This window comes from Mesorhizobium sp. M4B.F.Ca.ET.089.01.1.1, assembly GCF_004022605.1.
Lineage (GTDB): Bacteria > Pseudomonadota > Alphaproteobacteria > Rhizobiales > Rhizobiaceae > Mesorhizobium > Mesorhizobium abyssinicae.
The window spans coordinates 1-21,462 of record NZ_RZOS01000055.1 but is presented as its reverse complement, the minus strand read 5'-3'; the positions used below and the strand labels follow the sequence as shown (position 1 = coordinate 21,462).

Below are 21,462 nucleotides of genomic sequence, written 5' to 3'. Positions count from 1 at the left end.
CGGCAGCGCCACCGCCATGCTGGAGCCTTGCACCGAGGTGATCTCGTTGAAACGGGCCACGGCAAGCATCTGGTCCTCCTCGGAGAGCCGCGGGAACCAGAGTTCGACGACGTCCATGTTGGTGCCGGAGGCGAAGATCGAATCGGGCTTGAAGCGCTTGCTGAGGAAATCGAAGCCGGCTGCCGCGAGCAGCCTGTCTGCCTTCCACCGGTCGCCCTCGGCGGCATCCATGGCCATGAAGTCGGCAATGCCGAGCCATGTCGCGTTGAAATCGACAAGCGTTCCGTCCTTGTCGAACAATATGCCTTTGATCTCCGCCAAGCCTGTCACTCCGATCCGCGCAATCGGTGAATGTGTCCCACCAGACCAGCAGTCGAGGCATCCCGCTTTGCGGCATTCTCCTTGCCTTCCACGACAGGCAGCAGGCCGGTTGCCAGTTCCTTGCCGAGTTCGACGCCCCACTGATCGAAGGAATTGATGTTGAACAGCGTGCCCTCGACGAAGACGCGATGCTCGTAGAGCGCGACCAGGCGGCCGAAGGTGCGCGGATCGAGCTTGCGGTAGAGAATGGTCACAGAGGGGCGGTCGCCGGAGAAGACCCGGTGCGGGGCGATCCTGTCGACGTCGGCCGGCTTCATGCCCTTGGCCAGCATCTGCGCGCGAGCCTCCTCCAGCGTGCGGCCCTTCATGAAGGCCTCCGACTGCGCCAGGCAGTTGGCGAGCAGGAGATCGTGGTGATGCTTCAGCTCCGGCTCGTGGCCGACAGCGGCGGCGATGAATTCGACCGGAATGAAGTCCGTACCCTGGTGCAGCAGCTGGAAGAAGGCGTGCTGACCGTTGGTGCCGGGCTCGCCCCAGACCAGCGGGCCGGTGGGCGTGGTGACCGCGCCGCCATCTAGCGTCACGCTCTTGCCGTTCGATTCCATGTCGAGCTGTTGCAGATAGGCCGGCAGCCTGGAGAGCCGCTGGTCGTAAGGGATCACGGCGCGGGCCGGATATCGGCAGACGACCCGGTGCCACCAGCCGATCAGGCCCAGCAGCGCCGGCAGGTTCTTCTGCAGGGGTGCGGAGCGGAAGTGCTCGTCCATCTCGTGCGCGCCGTCGAGGACGGCGCGGAAATTGCGCGGGCCGATGGCGATCATCACCGGCAGGCCGATCGCGCTCCAGACCGAATAGCGGCCGCCGACCCAGTCCCAGAAGCCGAACACGCGATCGGACGCGATGCCGAACTTCGCCACCAGGTCGAGCGCGGTCGAGACGGCGGCGAAATGCTTGCCGACGGCTTCCTTGCCCAGCGCCTTCTCCACCCATCGGCGCGCCGTCTCGGCATTGGTCATCGTCTCGACCGTGGTGAAGGTCTTGGAGGCGACGATGAACAAAGTGGTTTCGGCCGACAGGTCCTTCAGCGTGTCGTGGATGTGGGCGCCGTCGATGTTGGAGACATAGTGCGCGCGCGGGCCGTCATGATAGGGCGCCAGCGCCAGCGTCGCCATCACCGGGCCGAGGTCGGAGCCGCCAATGCCGATGTTGACGATGTCGGTGATCTTCTTGCCGGTGGCGCCGGCCGCCTTGCCGGCGCGGATGGCATCGGCGAAGGCGCCCATGGCGTCCAGAACGGCGAGAACCTCGGCCTTAGTATCCTGGCCATCGACCACGACGCCCTTGCCGGTCAGGTTGCGAAGCGCAGTGTGCAGCACGGCGCGGCCTTCGGTGATATTGATCTTCTTGCCTTCGAACATGGCGGCGCGGCGACCCGCCAGATCGGCGGCTCCGGCGAGCTTCTCCAGCATCGCCATCGTGTCGGCATCGACCGCGCATTTCGACCAGTCAAGCAGGAGATCGCCGTCGGTGGCGGAAAACGTCGCGAAGCGTTTGGGATCAGCTGCGAAAGCTTCACGCATCGTGCCTTTGGCCGCCGCGCGATGTTCGCGCAAGGCGGCGACTTGCTTGTCGAAGGATGATTGATCCAATGCGGGCTCCTGGCGGGTTTTTGAACCTATCTTAACAGGCCGGATGTTTCCGGCGCATGTCGTCGCGACATTCTATCGAGCCGATTCCATTTCATTCAAGGGCGGCATTGCCGCACTGCATCACGCTTTGATGACGGACTGCATCACGCTTTTATGATGCCTTGCATTACCCGGCGACGGAGGATGCGACGACGCTGCGCGTCGCTCACCAACCGGCAGGCCGCGACGCAGGCGACGACGCTGCGCGTCGCGCAACGGATCACATTCGTGACCAATGGATCACTGGCATAAATCCCAGCGATCAGAAAAATTGATTGGCGCAACCCCTTGTGCCACCCCTACACTCGACTGGTCCAGCCAAACACAAAAAGCTGGCCATCGAGGAAACTCTTCCATGCCACAGCGCAACGACACGGCCATATGGTCCGGCCTGTTCCGGATTTCGGCTGAATCCGGCCAGACCCTGCAGGCGCAGATCCGCCAGGCGATCGTCGCCGCCATTCTGGACCGGCAGATCGCCGCTTCCATGCCGCTTCCTTCCTGCCGCATCCTGGCCGAAAAACTGGGCGTCGCCCGCGGCACGGTGGTGCTCGCCTTCCAGCAGCTCGTCGACCAGGGCTTTCTGGTGGCGCGCGAGCGGCGCGGCCATTTCGTCAATCCGGACGTGCTGGCCACCCCCGCCAAGCCGCACCAGAAGGCTCCCGACCAGCAGAACGAGATCGACTGGAAGGCGCGCCGGCAGATCGCCGCCAGCGACATGCCGCCGCCGGCCAAGCACGACAACTGGATCAAGTCGTCCTACCCCTTCGTCTACGGCCAGTTCGATCCGGCGCTGTTCCCGACGGCCGAATGGCGCGAATGCAACCGCATGGCGCTCGCCGTGCTGGAGATCCGCAACTGGGCATCCGACATGGTCGACCGCGACGATCCGCTCTTGATCGAGCAGATCCAGGCGCGGCTCTTGCCGCGGCGTGGCATCTTCGCCAATCCGGACGAGATCATCGTCACGCTCGGCGCGCAGAACGCGCTTTACATGCTCGCCTCGTTGCTGATGACCAAGGGCTCGAAGGTGGCGATGGAGGATCCGGGCTATCCCGACGCGCGCTCGATCTTCCGGCTTGCGGGCGCCGACATCCAACCGGTTCCGGTCGACCAGTCCGGCATCGTGACCTCTTCGATCCCGCAGGATTCCGGCTTCGTCTTCGTCACGCCCAGCCACCATTGCCCGACTATGGTGCCGTTGTCGGCCGAGCGCCGGCAGGACCTCCTGGCGCGGGCCAACCGCCACAACCAGATCATCATCGAGGATGGCTATGACAGCCAGTTGCTGGACGAGGCGCCGCAGCAGGCGCTGAAGAGCCTCGATCGCTCAGGCCGCGTCATCTATGTCGGCTCGATGTCGAAGACCCTGGCGCCGGGCCTCAGGCTTGGCTACATCGTCGCCTCGGCCGGGCTGATCGCCGAGTTGCGCGCGCTGCGCCGCTTCATGCTCAGGCACCCGCCGGCCAACAACCAGCGGGCGGTGGCGCTGTTCCTGTCGCTCGGCCATCACGAGGCGCTGGTGCGGCGCCTGTCCAGCGCCTTCGACGAGCGGCGCAAGCGTCTGGTCCATGCGATTTCCGCTTTCCTGCCCGAGTGGCGCTCGACCGACTCGGCCGGCGGCACATCGCTCTGGCTCGAGGGGCCGCGCGGCACCGACTCGCGGGGCCTCGCCGAAGCGGCCGCCTCGCGCAGCGTCATCATCGAACCCGGCGACCGCTTCTTCGACCGCACCGAAAAACCGTCGCGTTTCATGCGCTTGGGCATTTCCTCGATCGCGCTGCAACACATCGAGCCCGGCATTCGGGAACTCGCCACCGCGGCCGGCCGCAGACCCGCGGCCGCCTGATCATCAACTGACGCTGAATTCCCAAAGAGAGCCGGCTTTCGCCGGCTCTCTTTGCTTTAGCGCTCTGGCATATTCGACGGAGCTGGCTGGCTCATAGGCTGTGCCAATGCCGGCGGCATAGTCGAGCCATAAGGGGACGAAGCAGGGCCGATGGTGGACCAACCGCCGCGTCCCGCCTCGCAGCAAAAGGTGGAGTGCTTCCATGTCAGTGGCTCTTGAGAAGCAGGACGCTTCGGCCGACCAGCGGTCGCGGCGATCCGGCGGGCGCGAAGCGCGCCGTGCGATGCGGGCGGCACCGCTTGCCGACGACATCAGGCCGGTGCGGCCGGGCCTCGAAGGCGGCAGCTATGGGCCGCTCAGCGAAAACGACCGAGAGCGCATCCATGAGGCGGTGCTGACGCTGCTGGAAACGGTCGGCTTCGCCAACGCGATACCCTCCTGCATCGAGGCGCTGACCAGGGTTGGCGCGACCTATGGCGACGATGGCCGCATCCGCCTGCCGCGGGCGCTCGTCCTCGACACGATCAAGAATGCGGCCCGGCATTTCACGCTGCACGGCCAGGACCCCAAGCACGACATGGTGATCCAGGGCAAACGCGTGCATTACGGCACGGCGGGCGCGGCCGTGCATCTGGTCGACGTCGAGAAGCGCGAATACCGCGAGTCCCAATTGCAGGACATCTACGACGCCGCGCGCCTGGTCGACGGCCTCGACAACATCCATTTCTTCCAGCGCACCATGGTGCCGCGCGACATTCCCGATCCGCTGGAGATGGACTTCAACACGCTCTACGCCTGCGTGACGGGGACCGCCAAGCATGTCGGCACCTCGTTCACGGTGCGCGAGAACGTCAAGCCGGCGCTGGAGATGCTCTATGCGATCGCCGGCGGCGAGGAAAATTTCCGCGCACGCCCCTTTGTGTCGAATTCCAACTGCTTCGTCGTGCCGCCGATGAAGTTCGCCGAGGACGCCTGCGGCGTGCTCGAGGCCTGCGTCGAAGGCGGCATCCCGATCCTGCTTCTGTCGGCCGGCCAGGCCGGCGCCACGGCGCCGGCGGCGATTGCCGGGGCGGTGGTGCAGGCGGTCGCGGAAGTGCTGATGGGCCTGGTTTATGTCAACGCCATCAAGCCCGGCCATCCGGCGATCTTCGGGACCTGGCCGTTCGTCTCCGACCTTCGGACCGGCGCCATGTCCGGCGGCTCGGCCGAGCAGGCCGTGCTGACCGCCGCCTGCGCGCAGATGGCGCAATATTACGACCTGCCGGGCGGCTCGGCGGCCGGCATGACGGATTCGAAACTGCCCGACATCCAGTCCGGCTACGAGAAGGGCATCACCAATGTGATGGCCGGCCTCTCCGGCCTCAACCTGGTCTATGAGTCGGCCGGCATGCATGCCTCGCTGCTCGGCTTCTGCCTGGAAAGCCTGATCATCGACAACGACATGCTCGGCCACTGCCTGCGCTGCGTGCGCGGCATCGAGGTGACCGACGAGGCGCTGTCGATCGACACCATCGCCGATGTCTGCCTGAAGGGCCCCGGCCACTATCTCGGCAACGAGCAGACGCTGAAGCTGATGCAGACCGAATATTTCTATCCGGCCATCGGCGACCGCTTCTCGCCCAAGGAATGGAACGAGAAGGGCCGGCCCGACATCCTGCAAAGGGCGATCGCCGAGAAGAAGCGCGTGCTTGCCGAGCGCTTTCCGCGCCACGTGCCGAAAACGGTCGACGACAAATTGCGCGCCCGCTTCGGCGAGATGATCAAGCTGCCGCGCGGCGGCATGGGCGGCTAGGCTGGGGCGAGCATCCTACTCGGCGCTTAGGCCGAAGCGCTCCACCACCTCGGCGCTGATCAGCTTGGCATGCAGCGCCATCAGCACGATCTGCGCATCGAGGCTGTCGCCGGTCTCGAGCGCTTCCTCGATGCGGCGCTCCGCGTCCAGCCTGCGCTCGCGGCCATTGGCCTGTTCGAACGTCTCCGGCCCGGCAACGCAATAGCCGAAAAGCTGCGCGAGCGAGGCGTAGGCCTGCGCCGGCGGCTCGTCCGGCCAGTGATCCTTCATCAGATTGACGATGGTGAGCTTGACGCCCTCCGGCACGAGCGCGGGATGGAGGTCGGCGCCGCGCAAGGCGGCATCGAGCGTCCGCAGATCGCCCGAGCGGCCGAACATGCCGAGGAAGCCTAGGGAAGAGCGCCGTTTCGTCATGGATGGTCCTGTCCGTTTGCCAGCATATGGCATCGCGCGCGCCGTTTTGCACAAGACGACGTATTGCCCAGAGGAGCCGGGCGCCTATCTGGCGGGGCTATGGTCACAATCTGATCTGGTTTCGCGGAGGCCACAGAGGGACCAGAGCAAATTCTGTGAGGAGTGCCATGAAGAAGACCTATCACGGCAGTTGCCATTGCGGCGCTGTGCATTTCGAGGCCGATCTCGACCTCGCCGAGGGCATTCGCAAATGCAATTGCAGCTTCTGCTGGAAACTTGGCTACCGCAAATCCTTCACCGCCTACCAGGCGCTCAGGGTGACGGAAGGCAGTGACCGGATGCGGGACTACAAGGCAAGCCCGTCCAACTGGCCGGAAGGCGACATCAACCACTATATGTGCCCGAACTGCGGCGCGAATGTCTTCTCGCGCGGCTATCTCGATTTCATGGGCGGGAATTTCTGGGCTGTGAACGTCGCCTGCCTGGACGACGTCAGCGAGGAGGAACTCGCTTCCGCACCGATCATCTACGAGGACGGTAAACGCAACAGGCAGGACCAGGCGCCGGAGATCACCGGTTACCTGTAAGCGCAGCCGGACAGCAGCCCTGGGTCAGCAAAAACGGCGGCTTGATCCACGATCAAGCCGCCGTTCGCGCGAGCGAGGTTGCCGGCGCTCAGTGGTTGTCGCGGGGCACACCCCTGGTGTGCGCGACATCCTGGTACTTCACTGCCGGCTTCAGCACCATGCCGGCGTCAAACTGGTCGACGATGCCGCGCTGGATCTCCTGCCACGGCGTCTGGTGCTGGGGATAATGGAAGCCGCCATTGCCCTGGAGTGCTGCGCGCCGCCTCGCGATCTCCTCGTCGCTGACGAGGATGTTGGCCGAGCCCTTCTTCAGGTCGATGCGGACGCGGTCACCGCTCTTGAGCAGCGCCAGGCCACCGCCTATAGCCGCCTCCGGCGAAGCGTTGAGGATCGAGGGCGAGCCCGACGTGCCCGACTGGCGGCCGTCGCCGATGCAGGCCAGCGAATGGATGCCCTTCTTGATGAGGTAGGCCGGCGGCTGCATGTTGACCACCTCGGCGCCGCCGGGATAGCCGACTGGGCCGGCGCCGCGCATGAACAGAATGGTGTGCTCGTCGATGCCTTGCGCCGGATCGTCGATGCGGGCGTGGTAGTCCTCCGGCCCGTCGAAGACCATGGCGTTGCCCTCGAAGGCTTCGGGATCCTTCGGGTTGGACAGATAGCGCTGGCGGAATTCCGGCGAGATGCCGCTGGTCTTCATGATCGCGGAGTCGAACAGGTTGCCCTTCAGGTTGATGAAGCCGGCATTGGCCTTCAGCGGCTTGTCGACGCTGTGGATGACCTCCGGGTTTTCGTTGGCGGCATCGCGGCAGTTGTCGCCGATCGACTTGCCGTTGGCGGTGACCGCATCCGGATGCGGCAAAAGCCCGCCCTTCAACAGTTCGGCGACGACCGCCGGAACGCCGCCGGCGTGGTGATAGTCCTCGCCGAGATATTCGCCCGTTGGCTGCAAATTGACGATGAGCGGCACGTTGAGGCCGACCTTCTGCCAGTCGTCATTGTCGAGCGGCACGCCGAGATGGCGGGCAATGGCGTTGAGGTGGATCGGCGCATTGGTCGAGCCGCCGATGGCCGAGTTGACGACGATGGCGTTCTCGAACGCCTGGCGCGTCATGATGTCGGACGGCTTCAGGTCCTCATGAACCATGTCGACGATGCGCTTGCCGGTCTCGTAGGCGATCTGGCCACGCTCGCGATAGGGCGCGGGGATGGCGGCCGAGCCCGGCAGCTGCATGCCGAGCGCCTCGGCCAGCGAGTTCATGGTGGTGGCGGTGCCCATGGTGTTGCAGTAGCCGGTCGACGGCGCCGAGGAGGCGACGATGTCCATGAACTCGTCGTAATTGATCTCGCCCGCCGACAGGCGCTGGCGCGATTCCCACACGATGGTGCCGGAGCCGGTGCGCTTGCCCTTGTGCCAGCCATTCAGCATCGGGCCGACCGACAGCGCGATGGCCGGGATGTTGACGGTGGCGGCGGCCATCAGCAGCGCCGGCGTTGTCTTGTCGCAGCCGATGGTCAGCACGACGCCGTCGAGCGGATAGCCGTAGAGCACCTCGACAAGGCCGAGATAGGCAAGGTTGCGGTCGAGCGCCGCGGTCGGGCGCTTGCCGGTCTCCTGGATCGGATGGCACGGGAACTCGAAGGGAATGCCGCCCATCGAGACGATGCCCTCGCGCACGCGCTTGGCGAGCTCGAGATGATGCCGGTTGCAGGGCGACAGATCCGAGCCGGTCTGGGCGATGCCGATCAGCGGCTTGCCCGACATCAGCTCGGCGCGCGTCAGTCCGTAGTTCAGGTAGCGCTCGAGATAGAGCGCCGTCATGCCCGGATTGTCGGGATTGTCGAACCACTCCTGCGAGCGAAATTTTTTCTTCTTGGTGGGGGCGCCGGCCATCGTGGTCTCCGTATTTGTATGACAAATCGATATGACAATGCGCGGATGCAGGCAAGGGGCACGCGCCATCCGAACCCGCACTTTGGTGCGATAGACATAAGTCTGCCCCTGCGCTAGGGCTTCCGGGCAGTCTTTCCGGGAGGTTCTTGATGGCTTTGGTGATCGAAGGCGAGGAACGGATTGCCGCACCCCTGCAAAAAGTATGGGAAGCGCTGAACGACCCGGACATTCTGAGGGGCAGCATCCCCGGCTGCCAGAGCCTGGAAAAGAAATCCGACACCGAAATGGCGGCAACCGTCGTGCTGAAGATCGGGCCGATCAAGGCGACGTTCAACGGCGAGGTCGTGCTCAAGAACCTCAAGCCTCCGCATTCCTACACCATCCAGGGCGAAGGCAAGGGCGGCATTGCCGGCTTCGCCAAGGGCGGCGCCGACGTGACGCTGACCGCCGACGGCGCCGACACGACGGTGCTCAAATATGCGGCCAAGGCCGATGTCGGCGGCAAGATCGCCCAACTCGGCAGCCGCCTGATCGAATCGACGTCGAAGAAGCTCGCCGGGCAGTTCTTCTCGACGTTCGGCGAGAAGGTCGGCGGCTGACCCTCGCGCCGAGGGATCACTCGAACACGATCGAGGGCACCGCGGCTTCCGCCGCGCCACGCTCCTCATTGACCCTGTCCCAGACCTTTGCCGCAATGTCGCGGTAGATCTTCGCCTCGGCGCCTTCCGGCTTCGAGACCACCACCGGCGCGCCGGCATCCGAGCTTTCGCGAATGCCCATTTCCAGCGGCACCTCGCCGAGGAAGGTGACGCCCAGCCGCTCGGCCTCGCGCCGCGCCCCGCCATGGCCGAAGATGTCGTAGCGCTTGCCGGTGTCGGGGGCGAGGAAATAGCTCATGTTCTCGACGATGCCGAGCAGCGGCACGTCGACCTTCCTGAACATGTTGAGGCCCTTGCGGGCATCGATCAGCGCCAGGTCCTGCGGCGTCGAGACAATGACGGCGCCGGCGAGCGGCACCTGCTGGGCCATGGTCAACTGGGCATCGCCGGTGCCGGGCGGCATGTCGACGACCAGCACGTCGAGCGGGCCCCATTCGACCTCGCGCAGCATCTGGGTCAGCGCCGACATCACCATCGGGCCGCGCCAGATCATCGGCGTTTCCTCATCGACGAGGAAGCCCATCGACATCACCTTCAGCCCATAGTTCTGCATCGGCTTCAGGATCTTGCCGTCGACCGTCTGCGGCCGGCCGTGGATGTTGAGCAGCCTTGGCATGGACGGGCCGTAAATATCGGCGTCGAGGACGCCGACCTTGAGGCCGTTGGCGGCAAGACCGAGCGCCAGGTTGACCGCTGTGGTCGACTTGCCGACGCCGCCCTTGCCGGAGGCCACCGCGATGATCGCGTCGATGCCGGGCACGCCGCGCTTGCCGTGGCTGTGCGATGCCGGCGCCTGCGGCACGGGGCGCTGCGGCGCGGCAGCCGGCGCCGGCCTCGGCGCGGGACGCGGCGGCACCGGCGCTTCCATGCCGCCGCCCTTCTTCTCCGCCGTCAGCGCCACGACGGCGCCGGCGACGCCCGGAATGGCCTTCACCACGCGCTCGGCGGCGGCGCGCAGCGGCTCCATCTCCTGGGCGCGGGCGGCTGGCACGGTGATCGAGAAGAACACCTTCGAATCGGCAATGAAAATCTCCGAGACCAGGCCTAGGTCGACGATGTTGCCGGTGAAATCCGGCCCGTTGACCGTTTTCAGGCGCTCGATGACGGTTTCCTTGGTGACGGCCATGGTGTTTCCTCGGGGTTTTGGCGATGCAGATAGTGCAGTTTCCGGCAAGAACCAAGCCGTGGAGCAAAGGCTTGCCCGGCGTGCCACCGAAAACGACCGGCAGTGTCGGATTTGCCCGATGACGTTTCCGGTCGGCCGGCAGTTGACCGCCTGCCCATGGCCAATCGATCCGCGGGCCCTATCTCGGTTGCCACGAGCGGCGACACAACAAATCGGGAAGGAGACTGTCATGCTCGCAAACAGCAATGCAGCAGCCAATCTGGCGGTGAAAGACCTGGCGAGAGCCAAGACCTTTTATGAGGGAACGCTGGGTCTCAGGCAGGTGGACGACATGGCTGGCGAACTGGTCGTCTACAAAAGCGGCGACACGGTCATCAACGTCTATCATTCGGAATTCGCCGGAACCAACAAGGCAACGGCTGTGACCTGGAACGTCGGCGATGAAATCGCTCCTGTCGTCAAGTCGCTGAAATCGAAGGGCGTCGCCTTCGAGCACTATGAGATGCCCGGCCTGTCGCTGGACGGCGACATCCATGTCGGCGACGGCATGAAGGTCGCCTGGTTCAAGGATCCGGACGGCAACATACTGTGCCTCGCGGGCGAATAGGTCTTTGCGCCCCGCTCCGCGTCAGCCCACCAGGCGCGTGGCGAAATAGGTGAGCGCCGAAATGGCGGCGGTGGCCGGGAGTGTGACGACCCAGGCGACGACGATGTTGCCGGCAATGCCCCAGCGCACGGCTGAGACGCGGCGGGCAGCGCCGACGCCGATGATGGCGCCGGTAATGGTGTGCGTGGTCGATACCGGAACGCCGAGCCAGGTGGCGGCGAACAGCGTGATGGCGCCGCCGGTCTCGGCGCAAAAGCCCTGCATCGGATTCAGCCGGGTGATCTTCGAGCCCATCGTGTGGACGATGCGCCAGCCGCCGAACAAGGTGCCTAGCGCCAGCGCCGACTGACAGGTGATGACCACCCATAGCGGCACGTGGAAGGTGCCGCCGAGCATGCCTTGCGAATAGAGCAGCACGGCGATGATGCCCATAGTCTTTTGCGCGTCATTGCCGCCGTGGCCGAGCGAATAGAGCGAGGCGGAGAAGAACTGCAGGACACGGAAGCTGTTGTCGACGGCGAATGGCGTCTGGCGCACGAACAGCCAAGAGACGATGAGGACGAGCAGGAGCGCCAGCACGAAACCCGTCGCCGGCGAGAGCACGATGGCCGCGACGGTCTTGCCGAGGCCCGACCAGACGATGGCGCTTGTGCCCGCCTTGGCGACGCCGGCGCCGACCAGCCCGCCGATCAGCGCATGCGAGCTGCTGGAGGGAATGCCGGCGATCCAGGTGACGATGTTCCAGACGATGGCGCCGACCAGCGCGGCAAAGATCACGGCCGGCGTGACGATGCTGGCGTCGACTATGCCCTTGCCCACCGTCTCGGCGACATGCAGGCCGAAGAACATGAAGGCGATGAAGTTGAAGAAGGCCGCCCAGAACACCGCATAGTGCGGCCTCAGGACGCGCGTTGAGACGATGGTGGCGATCGAATTGGCGGCGTCGTGCAGGCCGTTCAGGAAATCGAAGAACAGCGCCACGGCAACGAGGCCAACCAGCAGGGGAAAGGTGATAGTGGCGTCCATCGCCTAAACGTTCTCGATCACGATGCCGCTGATCTCGTTGGCGACGTCCTCGAACCGGTCGACAACCTTCTCCAGCTCACCATAGATCTCGGAGCCGATCAGATAGGCCATCGGATCGCTGCGGCCGTGCCGTTTGAACAGATCCTTCAGCCCCTGCTCGTGCAGGTCGTCGGCGCGGCCCTCGGCGCGCATGACCTCCTCGGCAATGGCGTTGAGGCGAATGCTGTGGGCGCCGACCTTGCCGAGCAGCGGGATCGCCTCGGCGACCAGCTTGGCGGCGTCGACGATGACGGCGCCCATCTCCTGCATCAGCGGGTCGAACTCGGTCTTCTCGAACAGCTTCACCGTCTTGACGGTCTTGTGCATCATGTCGATGGCGTCATCCATCGACTGGATCAGGTCCTTGATGTCGCCGCGATCGAAGGGGGTGATGAAGGAGCGGCGCACGGCCAAAAGCACCTCGGCGGTGATGCGATCGGCCTCGTCCTCGAGATCGATGATCTTCTGGCTCCAGCGGTCGATGTCCTTGCCCTGCAGGAGCTGCTGCAGCGCCTCGGCGCCGCCGACCACCGTGCGGGAATGGCGTTCGAACAGGTCGAAGAAGCGATCTTCGCGCGGCAGCAGCTTGCGGAACCAGCCCAGCATGTCGATCTCCCGTCGTGTCTACACCTGTCACTGACATAACGCCGCAAGGCGCCCCGGGAAACAGTAAGCCGGCTGAAAAGATGTGGATGCCGGGCGACGGCAGATGCGACTTGCGGCGCAGGACAATTTCCCCGACCCTGCGCGGAACGCGGACAGAAGGTCCGCAACAGGCATCAAAGGCATGATCGACAAGCTGGAATTCTTCATCGCGCTCGCCAGGGAGGAACATTTCGGCCGGGCGGCGGAAGTGTGCGGCGTCACCCAGCCGACGCTGTCGGCGGGGATCAAGCAGTTGGAGGAGCAGCTCGGTGTCATGCTGGTGCTGCGCGGCTCGCGCTTCCAGGGGCTGACGCCAGAAGGCAAGCAGGTGCTGGTGTGGGCGCGCCGCATCGTCGGCGACAGCCGCACCATGCGCGAGGAGATGCGCGCGGCCCGGCACGGCCTGTCCGGCCGCATCCGCATCGCCGCCATCCCGACAGCGCTCGCCATGGTGGCGCGCCTGACGACGCCGTTCCGGGCCAAGCATCCCGGCGTCACCTTCTCGGTGCTGTCGCGCACCTCGATCGAGGTGCTGTCGCTGCTCGGCAATTTCGACGTCGATGCCGGCATCACCTATCTCGACAACGAACCGCTCGGACGCGTGGTGAGCGTGCCGCTCTATGACGAGCGCTATCAGCTGATCACCGCGGTCGGAAATCCCTTTTCCGACCGCGACAAAGTGACGTGGGCGGAGATCAGCCAGCTGCCGCTCTGCCTGTTGACGCCCGACATGCAGAACCGCCGCATCATCGACCAGCATCTGGCAGAGGCCGGAGTGCAGGTGCGGCCGACGCTGGAGTCGAATTCGATGATCGTGCTGTTTTCGCACATCCGGACCGGAAAATGGTCGTCGATCATGCCGCTCAACCTTGCGGAAACATTCGGCTTTTCCGAACCGATCAGGGCCATTCCGATCGTCGATCCGGACGCCAGCCATACGGTCGGCCTGGTGGCGGCGCCGGGCGAGCCGCACACGCCCTTGGTGCAGGCGCTGCTGGACGAGGCGATGACGCTTGCGGACGATTTCCGCGCCCATCGCTAGGCTAGACAATGCAGGTCGAGCGCGCTTGATAGAAAATTTCTATCAAGCAACGGGACAGCTTTATTGATTTCGGAGGTTTCCTCTGATTTCGTAAGGACTTAGCGATATTGCGCCGGGTGCGTGTCGTTGCCCCAAAACCGCTCTATATTTTGGGTGACACACATCGGGTCGCCACGACCAGGGAGGGCGCTGCATGCCAATGCAGCCTGCAAGTACCGAGATCGCATCGCGCGCAGCCGCGATCATAGATGAATTGAAGGACCTCGAAGGTCCGCTGCTGCCGATCCTGCACGAGATCCAGGAAGAATTCGGCCATGTGCCGCAGGCAGCGCTGCCGGTCATTGCCGACGGGCTGAACCTGTCCAGGGCCGAAGTGCACGGTGTCGTCACCTTCTACCATGATTTCCGCTCCCGCCCGGCCGGCCGGCATGTGCTCAAGCTGTGCCAGGCGGAAGCCTGCCAGTCGATGGGCTCGGATGCGGTCGCCGCCAAGATCAAGCAATTGCTCGGCATCGGTTTCCACGAGACCACCCGCGACGGATCGGTTACACTGGAGCCGGTCTATTGCCTCGGGCTTTGCGCCTGTTCGCCGTCGGCGATGCTGGACGGCGAGGTGATCGGGCGGCTCGATGACGAGAAGATCGAAGAGATCGTCGCGGAGGTACGCTCATGATCCCGCGCATCTATATCCCTGGAGATTCCGGCGCGCTGGCGCTCGGCGCCGAAAAGGTCGCCAAGGCGATCGAGAAGGAACTCGCGGAGCGCGGCGTCGAGGCCAAGATCGTGCGCAACGGCTCGCGCGGCGCCTATTTCCTGGAGCCGATGGTCGAGGTTGCGACCGACGAGGGCCGCGTCGCCTACGGGCCGGTCAAGCCTTCCGACGTCAAGAGCCTGTTCGACAGCGGCTTCCTCAAGGGCGCGCCCCACAAGCGCTGGCTTGGCGCGCCGGACAAGATCCCTTTCCTCGCCAAGCAGACGCGGCTGACCTTCGCGCGCTGCGGCGTCATCGATCCGCTCTCGCTCGACAATTACAAGGCGCATGGCGGGCTGAAGGGCCTGCACAACGCCGTCGCCATGGCGCCCGCGGACATCGTCAAGCAGGTTACCGAATCCGGGCTGCGCGGCCGCGGCGGCGCTGGCTTCCCGACCGGCATCAAGTGGAAGACGGTGCTCGATACCGCTTCGGACCGCAAATACATCGTCTGCAACGCCGACGAGGGCGACAGCGCCACCTTCGCCGACCGCATGATCATGGAGGGTGACCCCTTCGTGCTGATCGAAGGCATGGCGATCGCCGGCATCGCCACCGGCGCGACCAAGGGTTTCGTCTATATCCGCTCGGAGTATCCGCATGCGGTGGCGACGATGAACAGGGCCGTCGAGATCGCCCGCAAGCACGGCGTGCTCGGCGTCAATGTGCTGGGCTCGCCCAACGCCTTCGACATGGAAATCCGCGTCGGCGCCGGCGCCTATGTCTGCGGCGAGGAAACCTCGCTTCTGAACAGCCTGGAAGGCAAGCGCGGCGTGGTGCGCGCCAAGCCGCCGCTGCCGGCAATCCAAGGCCTGTTCGGCAAGCCGACGGTGATCAACAACGTGATCAGCCTGGCCTCCGTGCCGATCATCATGGACAAGGGTGCCGCCTTCTACAAGGATTTCGGCATGGGCCGCTCGCGCGGCACGATCCCGATCCAGATTGCCGGCAACGTCAAGCATGGCGGCCTGTTCGAGACGGCCTTCGGCCTGACGCTGGGCGAGATCGTCGACGACATCGGCGGCGGCACGGCTTCGGGGCGTCCGGTGAAGGCGGTGCAGGTCGGCGGACCGCTCGGCGCCTATTTCCCGCGCGCGCTGTTCGACACGCCGTTCGACTATGAAGCCTTCGCCGCCAAGGACGGGCTGATCGGCCATGCCGGCCTGACCGTGTTCGACGACACCGCCGACATGCTGAAGCAGGCGCGCTTCGCCATGGAGTTCTGCGCCATCGAGAGCTGCGGCAAGTGTACGCCGTGCCGCATCGGATCGACGCGCGGAGTGGAGGTTCTCGACAAGGTCGCCTCCGGCATCGAGGCGGAGAAGAACCTCGCTCTGGTCACCGACCTCTGCAACACGATGAAGTTCGGATCGCTGTGCGCGCTGGGCGGCTTCACGCCCTACCCGGTGATGAGCTCGATCACGCATTTCCCCGAGGATTTCAAGCCGGCGCCGACGCGCGTGGCGGCTGAATAGGAGCTGGCAGATGAACATCAAGGCCGACTTCCCATCGCTCATCGAAGAGATCGACTACGGCACCCCGGAGTCGAGGGCAGAAAAACAGATCACGCTGAGCGTCGACGGCCGCAGCATTACGGTGCCGGAAGGCACCTCGATCATGCGCGCGGCGATGGAGGGCGGGGTCGAGATTCCGAAGCTCTGCGCCACCGACATGCTGGATTCGTTCGGCTCATGCCGCGTCTGCCTGGTCGAGATCGACGGACGCGGCGGCACGCCGGCTTCCTGCACGACGCCGGTCGGCGAAGGCATGGTGGTGCGCACGCAGTCCGAGCGGCTCGATGCGATCCGCCGCGGCGTTATGGAGCTCTACGTCTCCGACCATCCGACCGGCTGGAACGAGACGGCCGGCACCGGCGCCAGCGAATTCGACGTGGTGGCGAAGTCGGTCGGCCTGAGCGAGAACCGCTACGGCGTCGAGGGCCGCAACCACGTCAAGGAAGAGAACGGCGTCGCGCCAGGCCATGGCTCGCTGGCCGTCGACTATATCGCCCGCGACGAATCCAACCCCTATTTCACCTATGATCCGGCGCAGTGCATTGTCTGCTCGCGCTGCGTGCGGGCGTGCGAGGAGGTGCAGGGCACCTTCGCGCTGACCATCGAGGGCCGCGGTTTCGAATCGCGCATGGTCGCCGGCATGCACGAGGATTTCATCGCCTCCGAATGCGTGTCCTGCGGCGCCTGCGTGCAGGCCTGCCCGACCGACGCGCTGCGCGAGAAGACGGTGCTCGAGAAGGGCATGCCGGAGCGCTCGGCCGTCACCACCTGCGCCTATTGCGGCGTCGGCTGCTCGTTCAAGGCCGAAGTGAAGGGTGACGAGGTCATCCGCATGATGCCCTACAAGGATGGCAAGGCGAACCACGGCCATAGCTGCGTGAAGGGCCGCTTCGCCTATGGCTACGCCACCCACAAGGACCGCATCCTGTCGCCGATGATCCGCGACAAGATCTCCGATCCGTGGCGCGAGGTGAGCTGGGAAGAGGCGATCGCCCACACGGCCAAGGAATTCCGCCGCATCCAGTATCAGTACGGACGCACCGCGATCGGCGGCATCACTTCCTCGCGCTGCACCAACGAGGAGACCTATCTCGTCCAGAAGCTGGTGCGGCAGGGCTTCCGCAACAACAATGTCGACACCTGCGCGCGCGTCTGCCACTCGCCGACCGGCTACGGGCTCGGCCAGACCTACGGCACCTCGGCCGGCACGCAGGATTTCGACTCGGTCGAATTCACCGACGTCGCCGTCGTCATCGGCGCCAATCCGGTTTCCGCCCACCCGGTGTTCGCCTCGCGGCTGAAGAAGCGGCTGCGTCAGGGCGCCAAGCTGATCGTGCTCGATCCGCGCCGCACCGAGATGGTCAAATCGGCGCATATCGAAGCGGACTATCACCTGCCGCTGAAGCCCGGCACCAACGTTGCGGTGCTGACGGCGCTGGCACATGTCATCGTCACCGAGGGCCTGTTCGACGAAGCCTTCATCCGCGAGCGCTGCGACTGGGCCGAGTTCCAGGACTGGGCGTCCTTCGTCGCCCTGCCGGAAAACAGCCCCGAGACCGTCGGCAAGCTGTCCGGCGTCGACCCCGAGCTGATCCGGGGTGCGGCGCGGCTCTACGCCAAGGGCGGCAATGGCGCGATCTACTACGGCCTCGGCGTCACCGAACACAGCCAGGGCTCGACCACGGTGATGGCGATCGCCAACCTCGCCATGGCCACTGGCAATATCGGCCGTCCGGGCGTCGGCGTGAACCCGCTGCGCGGCCAGAACAACGTGCAGGGCTCGTGCGACATGGGCTCCTTCCCGCATGAGCTGCCGGGCTATCGCCACATCTCAGGCGAGGCGGTGCGCGACATCTATGAGAGCCTATGGGGCGTCAAGCTCGACGACGAACCGGGCTTGCGCATCCCCAACATGCTGGACGCCGCCGTCGACGGCTCGTTCAAGGGCATCTATATCCAGGGCGAGGACATCCTGCAGTCCGATCCCGATACCAAGCATGTCGCCGCCGGTCTCGCCGCGATGGAATGCGTCGTCGTGCACGACCTCTTCCTCAACGAGACGGCGAACTACGCGCATGTCTTCCTGCCGGGCTCGACCTTCCTCGAGAAGGACGGCACCTTCACCAATGCCGAGCGCCGCATCAACATGGTGCGCAAGGTGCTGGAGCCGAAGGCGCGCTACGCCGACTGGGAGGCGACGCAGGAGCTAGCCCGCGCCATCGGGCTCGACTGGAACTACCAGCATCCGTCCGAGATCATGGACGAGATCGCCAAGACGACGCCGAGCTTCGCCAACGTCTCCTTCGAGATGCTCGATCGCGTCGGATCGGTGCAGTGGCCCTGCAACGACAAGGCGCCGCTCGGCACCCCGATCATGCATGTCGATGGCTTCGTGCGCGGCAAGGGCAAGTTCATCCGCACCGAATATGTGGCGACGGACGAACGGACCGGCCCGCGCTACCCGCTGCTGCTCACCACCGGCCGCATCCTGTCGCAGTACAATGTCGGCGCGCAGACCAGGCGTACCGAGAACGTGATGTGGCATGCCGAGGACCGGCTGGAACTCCATCCGCACGACGCCGAGAACCGCGGTATCCGCGAGGGCGACTGGGTGCGGCTGGTGAGCCGTTCGGGCGAAACGACGCTGCGCGCGCTGATCACCGACCGCGTCTCGCCGGGCGTCGTCTACACGACCTTCCACCACCCGGACACGCAGGCCAACGTCATCACCACCGATTTCTCGGACTGGGCGACCAATTGTCCGGAATACAAGGTCACCGCCGTGCAGGTGGCGCCGTCCAACGGGCCGACCGACTGGCAGAAGGACTATAATGAGCAGGCGCGGCAGAGCCGCCGCATCGCTCCGCTGGAAGCGGCGGAGTAATTGTGTCGAGGCATGGTCGACCCCCACTCCGTCGAGCTTCGCTCGACACCTCTCCCCCGATCGACGGGGGAGAGGAAAGGCGCGAGCCTTGGTCGGGAGTCGCCCTTCCTCTCCCTCCGGAGGGGGGAGAGGTGGCGCTGCGAAGCAGCGACGGAGTGGGGGAAGGCCCGGAAGAGCCATCGCCCGTTGAAGCAAGGTGCTTCCTAAGTGAGATAGCTGGCAGGCCAGAGGCTGGCGCCTCGTGACCCGCCCTCCTGTCTCTCAGACCTCTCGTCTCGCGCACCGCGCCAGCGGCACAACTGCGGCGAACCGCATGGTGCCGGAGGAGACGCCGGTGGCATTCTCCTATGCCGGCACCACCCATGCGGTGATGATGGCGAGCCCGGCCGATTTCGAGGATTTCGCGCTCGGCTTCTCGCTGACCGAAGGCATCGTTGCCGATCCGCAAGAGATCGAGGCGATCGAGGTCGAGGATCTCGGCGCCGGCATCGACATCCAGATCAGGCTGAAGGACAAGGCCAACACGCGCTTCCAGGCAAGGCGGCGCAGGCTCGCCGGGCCGGTCGGTTGCGGGCTGTGCGGCATCGAATCCATCGAGGAGGCGATGCGTTCGGTCGACGCGGTCGGTTCGTCAAAGCTTACGCTTGACGCCGACGACATCACCCGCTCGGTCAAGCTCCTGTCGAAGGTGCAGCCGCTGCATAGCGAGACCGGTGCCGTGCACGCCGCCGGCTTCTACGTGCCGGGCCAGGGCATCGTCATGGCGCGCGAGGATGTCGGCCGCCACAATGCGCTAGACAAGCTGGCCGGCGCGCTGGCCAAGGCCGGCATCGACGGCGCGACGGGCGCCGTCGTGGTCACGTCGCGCGTGTCGGTGGAGATGGTGCAGAAGACGGCCGCCATCGGTGCGGCCATCATCATCGCCGTTTCGGCGCCGACCGCACTTGCCATCCGCACGGCCGAGGCCGCCGGCATGACGCTGGTGGCGCTGGTGCGCGGCGAAGATTTCGATATTTTCACCCACCCCGACCGGGTGGTTTCCGGAGTTGCCAAGCATGTCGCATGACGAAGACCACATCACGAGCACCAGGGAAAAGCTGGTGCGCATGGCCAACCAGATCGCAACCTTCTTCGATTCCAAGCCGCGCGAGGAAGGCATCACCGGCGTCGCCGAGCATATCAACAAGTTCTGGGAACCGAGGATGCGGCGGCAGCTGTTCGAGATGCTCGACGACGGCACCGAGACGTTCAACGAGCTGGTGGTGGCCGCCTCGGCAAAGATCAAGCGGCCCAAGACGTCCGAACAGGCCGACACGAGCATCGGTTACACCGGGCCTGCGCAAGGCGAGAACAGTGCCTTGCACAAGTAACGCGGCCGTCGCTCCCGTTCACCAAAGGCCTTATATTTTAGCTCTCTAAAGTTTGTCTGCCGCGGACGGCATAGCTCTGCTATGGTCGAGACAAGAAGTCGTCTGGCCGGCGGGGTGTTGCGTGAGGCCGATCGAGACCCGGTACGCCCGTAGCGGCGATGTGCGGATCGCCTATCAGGTGGTCGGCCAGGGCTCGTTCGATCTCGTCTTCGTGCCGGGCTTCATATCCAACCTCGACCTGCAGTGGGAGGATGAGGGCTACAGCCGTCTGCTGAAACGGCTTTCGGCCTTCTCGCGGCTGATCCTGTTCGACAAGCGCGGCACTGGTCTCTCCGACCGCGTCGACAGCCGCCACCTGCCCAGCCTCGAGACCCGCATGGACGACGTGCGCGCGGTGATGGACGCCGCCGGCAGCGGCCGCGCGGCGATCCTCGGCGCCTCGGAAGGGGCGCCGATGGCGATGCTGTTCGCGGCCACCTATCCGGAGCGGACACGGTCGCTGGTGCTTTATGGCGGCTATGCGAATTTCCATAGATGGGTGATGCCGCCAGAGCGTCTCGAGGCCTTCATCGAGACCGCGGAAACGGCGTGGGGGACCGGCGCCACGCTGCCGAATTTCGCGCCGGGCCGGATCGACGACCCGCATTTTTCGCAATGGTGGGCGCGGTTCGAGCGGCTGTCGGCGAGCCCGACGGCGGCGGCAGCGCTAGCCCGCATGAATGCCGGCGTCGACGTGCGCGGCATCCTCAGCACGATCAGCGCGCCGACGCTCCTGATCCATCGCCGCAACGATGTGCGGGTCGACCCCGAGGCGAGCCGCTTCCTTGCCCGCAAGATCCCCGGCGCCCGGCTGGTCGAGATAGCCGGGCGCGACCATCCGGTGTGGACCGGCGACGTCGACCGCGTGGCCGACCTGATCGAGGAGTTCCTGACCGGTGAACCGGCGGTGGCCGACACCGAGCGCGTGCTCGCCGCACTGCTGGTGACGCGCATCTACGACACCGCCAAGCTCGGCGACCGCATGTGGAGCGAGCGCAGCCAGCGCTTCCAGGAAACCTGGCGGATGCTGGTTGGCCGCCATGGCGGACGCGCCGCCGGCACGCATGGCGAGTTGATGGTCTCGCGCTTCGACGGGCCGGGGCGCGCCATACGCTGCGCGGCGGCGCTGCGCGAGGCGGCGCAGCAGATCGGCGTGGCGAGCGCGCAAGGGGCGCATGTCGGCGAGATCGAGTTGCGCGGCCAGCCGGTCGGGCT

At 65.3% G+C, this 21,462-nt stretch carries 18 protein-coding genes and 1 pseudogene; 12 read left to right on the top strand and 7 right to left on the bottom strand.

The window, feature by feature from the left end:
- Positions 1 to 321, bottom strand: a pseudogene (locus EN780_RS08435) (HAD family hydrolase); the annotation flags it as partial.
- A 5-nt stretch (positions 322 to 326) separates the two neighbouring features.
- Complete coding sequence (gene pgi, locus EN780_RS08430) at positions 327 to 1,970, bottom strand: glucose-6-phosphate isomerase (RefSeq protein WP_127282842.1); 1,644 nt, start codon at positions 1,968 to 1,970, stop codon at positions 327 to 329.
- A 394-nt stretch (positions 1,971 to 2,364) separates the two neighbouring features.
- Between pgi and EN780_RS08425 the strand changes: the two genes are divergently transcribed.
- Both EN780_RS08425 and EN780_RS08420 read left to right on the top strand, forming a co-directional pair.
- Complete coding sequence (locus EN780_RS08425) at positions 2,365 to 3,858, top strand: PLP-dependent aminotransferase family protein (protein WP_127309567.1); 1,494 nt, start codon at positions 2,365 to 2,367, stop codon at positions 3,856 to 3,858.
- A 202-nt stretch (positions 3,859 to 4,060) separates the two neighbouring features.
- Complete coding sequence (locus EN780_RS08420; protein ID WP_128273145.1) at positions 4,061 to 5,650, top strand: trimethylamine methyltransferase family protein; 1,590 nt, start codon at positions 4,061 to 4,063, stop codon at positions 5,648 to 5,650.
- A 15-nt stretch (positions 5,651 to 5,665) separates the two neighbouring features.
- Here EN780_RS08420 and EN780_RS08415 read toward each other — a convergent pair whose 3' ends face one another.
- Positions 5,666 to 6,064 carry a hypothetical protein gene (locus tag EN780_RS08415; protein WP_128273143.1) on the bottom strand — a complete coding sequence of 133 codons (399 nt, stop codon included), beginning with the start codon at positions 6,062 to 6,064 and terminating at the stop codon, positions 5,666 to 5,668.
- Between the two features lie 167 nt (positions 6,065 to 6,231).
- On the opposite strand from EN780_RS08415, the gene EN780_RS08410 reads away from it, so the two are divergent.
- The gene (locus EN780_RS08410; protein ID WP_128273141.1) at positions 6,232 to 6,651 is read left to right on the top strand and encodes a GFA family protein; all 420 of its coding nucleotides are present in this window, start codon (positions 6,232 to 6,234) and stop codon (positions 6,649 to 6,651) included.
- A gap of 88 nt (positions 6,652 to 6,739) precedes the next feature.
- Here EN780_RS08410 and EN780_RS08405 read toward each other — a convergent pair whose 3' ends face one another.
- Positions 6,740 to 8,545 carry an IlvD/Edd family dehydratase gene (locus tag EN780_RS08405; RefSeq protein ID WP_127282847.1) on the bottom strand — a complete coding sequence of 602 codons (1,806 nt, stop codon included), beginning with the start codon at positions 8,543 to 8,545 and terminating at the stop codon, positions 6,740 to 6,742.
- 149 nt (positions 8,546 to 8,694) lie between these two features.
- On the opposite strand from EN780_RS08405, the gene EN780_RS08400 reads away from it, so the two are divergent.
- Positions 8,695 to 9,144: a carbon monoxide dehydrogenase subunit G gene (locus EN780_RS08400; protein ID WP_127282848.1), complete on the top strand. Its 450-nt coding sequence runs from the start codon at positions 8,695 to 8,697 to the stop codon at positions 9,142 to 9,144.
- 16 nt (positions 9,145 to 9,160) lie between these two features.
- On the opposite strand, the gene EN780_RS08395 is transcribed toward EN780_RS08400, so the two are convergent.
- Positions 9,161 to 10,330 (bottom strand): Mrp/NBP35 family ATP-binding protein, encoded by a 1,170-nt coding sequence (locus EN780_RS08395; RefSeq protein ID WP_127392620.1) that lies wholly within the window; start codon positions 10,328 to 10,330, stop codon positions 9,161 to 9,163.
- Between the two features lie 229 nt (positions 10,331 to 10,559).
- On the opposite strand from EN780_RS08395, the gene EN780_RS08390 reads away from it, so the two are divergent.
- Complete coding sequence (locus tag EN780_RS08390) at positions 10,560 to 10,937, top strand: VOC family protein (RefSeq protein WP_128273139.1); 378 nt, start codon at positions 10,560 to 10,562, stop codon at positions 10,935 to 10,937.
- A gap of 21 nt (positions 10,938 to 10,958) precedes the next feature.
- Here EN780_RS08390 and EN780_RS08385 read toward each other — a convergent pair whose 3' ends face one another.
- Both EN780_RS08385 and EN780_RS08380 read right to left on the bottom strand, forming a co-directional pair.
- Positions 10,959 to 11,963 carry an inorganic phosphate transporter gene (locus EN780_RS08385; RefSeq protein WP_128273137.1) on the bottom strand — a complete coding sequence of 335 codons (1,005 nt, stop codon included), beginning with the start codon at positions 11,961 to 11,963 and terminating at the stop codon, positions 10,959 to 10,961.
- Positions 11,964 to 11,966: 3 nt separating this feature from the next.
- Positions 11,967 to 12,608, bottom strand: coding sequence for a DUF47 domain-containing protein (locus tag EN780_RS08380; RefSeq protein WP_128273135.1), 642 nt, complete (start codon positions 12,606 to 12,608; stop codon positions 11,967 to 11,969).
- A 181-nt stretch (positions 12,609 to 12,789) separates the two neighbouring features.
- On the opposite strand from EN780_RS08380, the gene EN780_RS08375 reads away from it, so the two are divergent.
- From EN780_RS08375 to EN780_RS08340, 7 genes are all read left to right on the top strand, one after another.
- Complete coding sequence (locus tag EN780_RS08375; protein ID WP_127282853.1) at positions 12,790 to 13,689, top strand: LysR family transcriptional regulator; 900 nt, start codon at positions 12,790 to 12,792, stop codon at positions 13,687 to 13,689.
- Between the two features lie 193 nt (positions 13,690 to 13,882).
- Complete coding sequence (locus EN780_RS08370) at positions 13,883 to 14,362, top strand: formate dehydrogenase subunit gamma (RefSeq protein WP_128273133.1); 480 nt, start codon at positions 13,883 to 13,885, stop codon at positions 14,360 to 14,362.
- A complete protein-coding gene (locus EN780_RS08365; protein WP_128273131.1) occupies positions 14,359 to 15,915 on the top strand; it encodes an NADH-quinone oxidoreductase subunit NuoF in 1,557 nt (518 codons plus the stop codon). Before EN780_RS08370 ends, EN780_RS08365 begins: the two co-directional genes overlap by 4 nt.
- A gap of 10 nt (positions 15,916 to 15,925) precedes the next feature.
- A complete protein-coding gene (gene fdhF / locus EN780_RS08360; RefSeq protein WP_128273129.1) occupies positions 15,926 to 18,838 on the top strand; it encodes a formate dehydrogenase subunit alpha in 2,913 nt (970 codons plus the stop codon).
- Positions 18,839 to 19,151: 313 nt separating this feature from the next.
- Positions 19,152 to 19,904 carry a formate dehydrogenase accessory sulfurtransferase FdhD gene (fdhD, locus tag EN780_RS08350; protein WP_245499912.1) on the top strand — a complete coding sequence of 251 codons (753 nt, stop codon included), beginning with the start codon at positions 19,152 to 19,154 and terminating at the stop codon, positions 19,902 to 19,904.
- Positions 19,894 to 20,208 (top strand): formate dehydrogenase subunit delta, encoded by a 315-nt coding sequence (locus tag EN780_RS08345; protein WP_128273125.1) that lies wholly within the window; start codon positions 19,894 to 19,896, stop codon positions 20,206 to 20,208. The genes fdhD and EN780_RS08345 overlap by 11 nt, the downstream gene beginning before the upstream one ends.
- A gap of 121 nt (positions 20,209 to 20,329) precedes the next feature.
- On the top strand, positions 20,330 to 21,462 hold a 1,133-nt coding region (locus EN780_RS08340; protein ID WP_128273123.1), incomplete at its 3' end, for an alpha/beta fold hydrolase.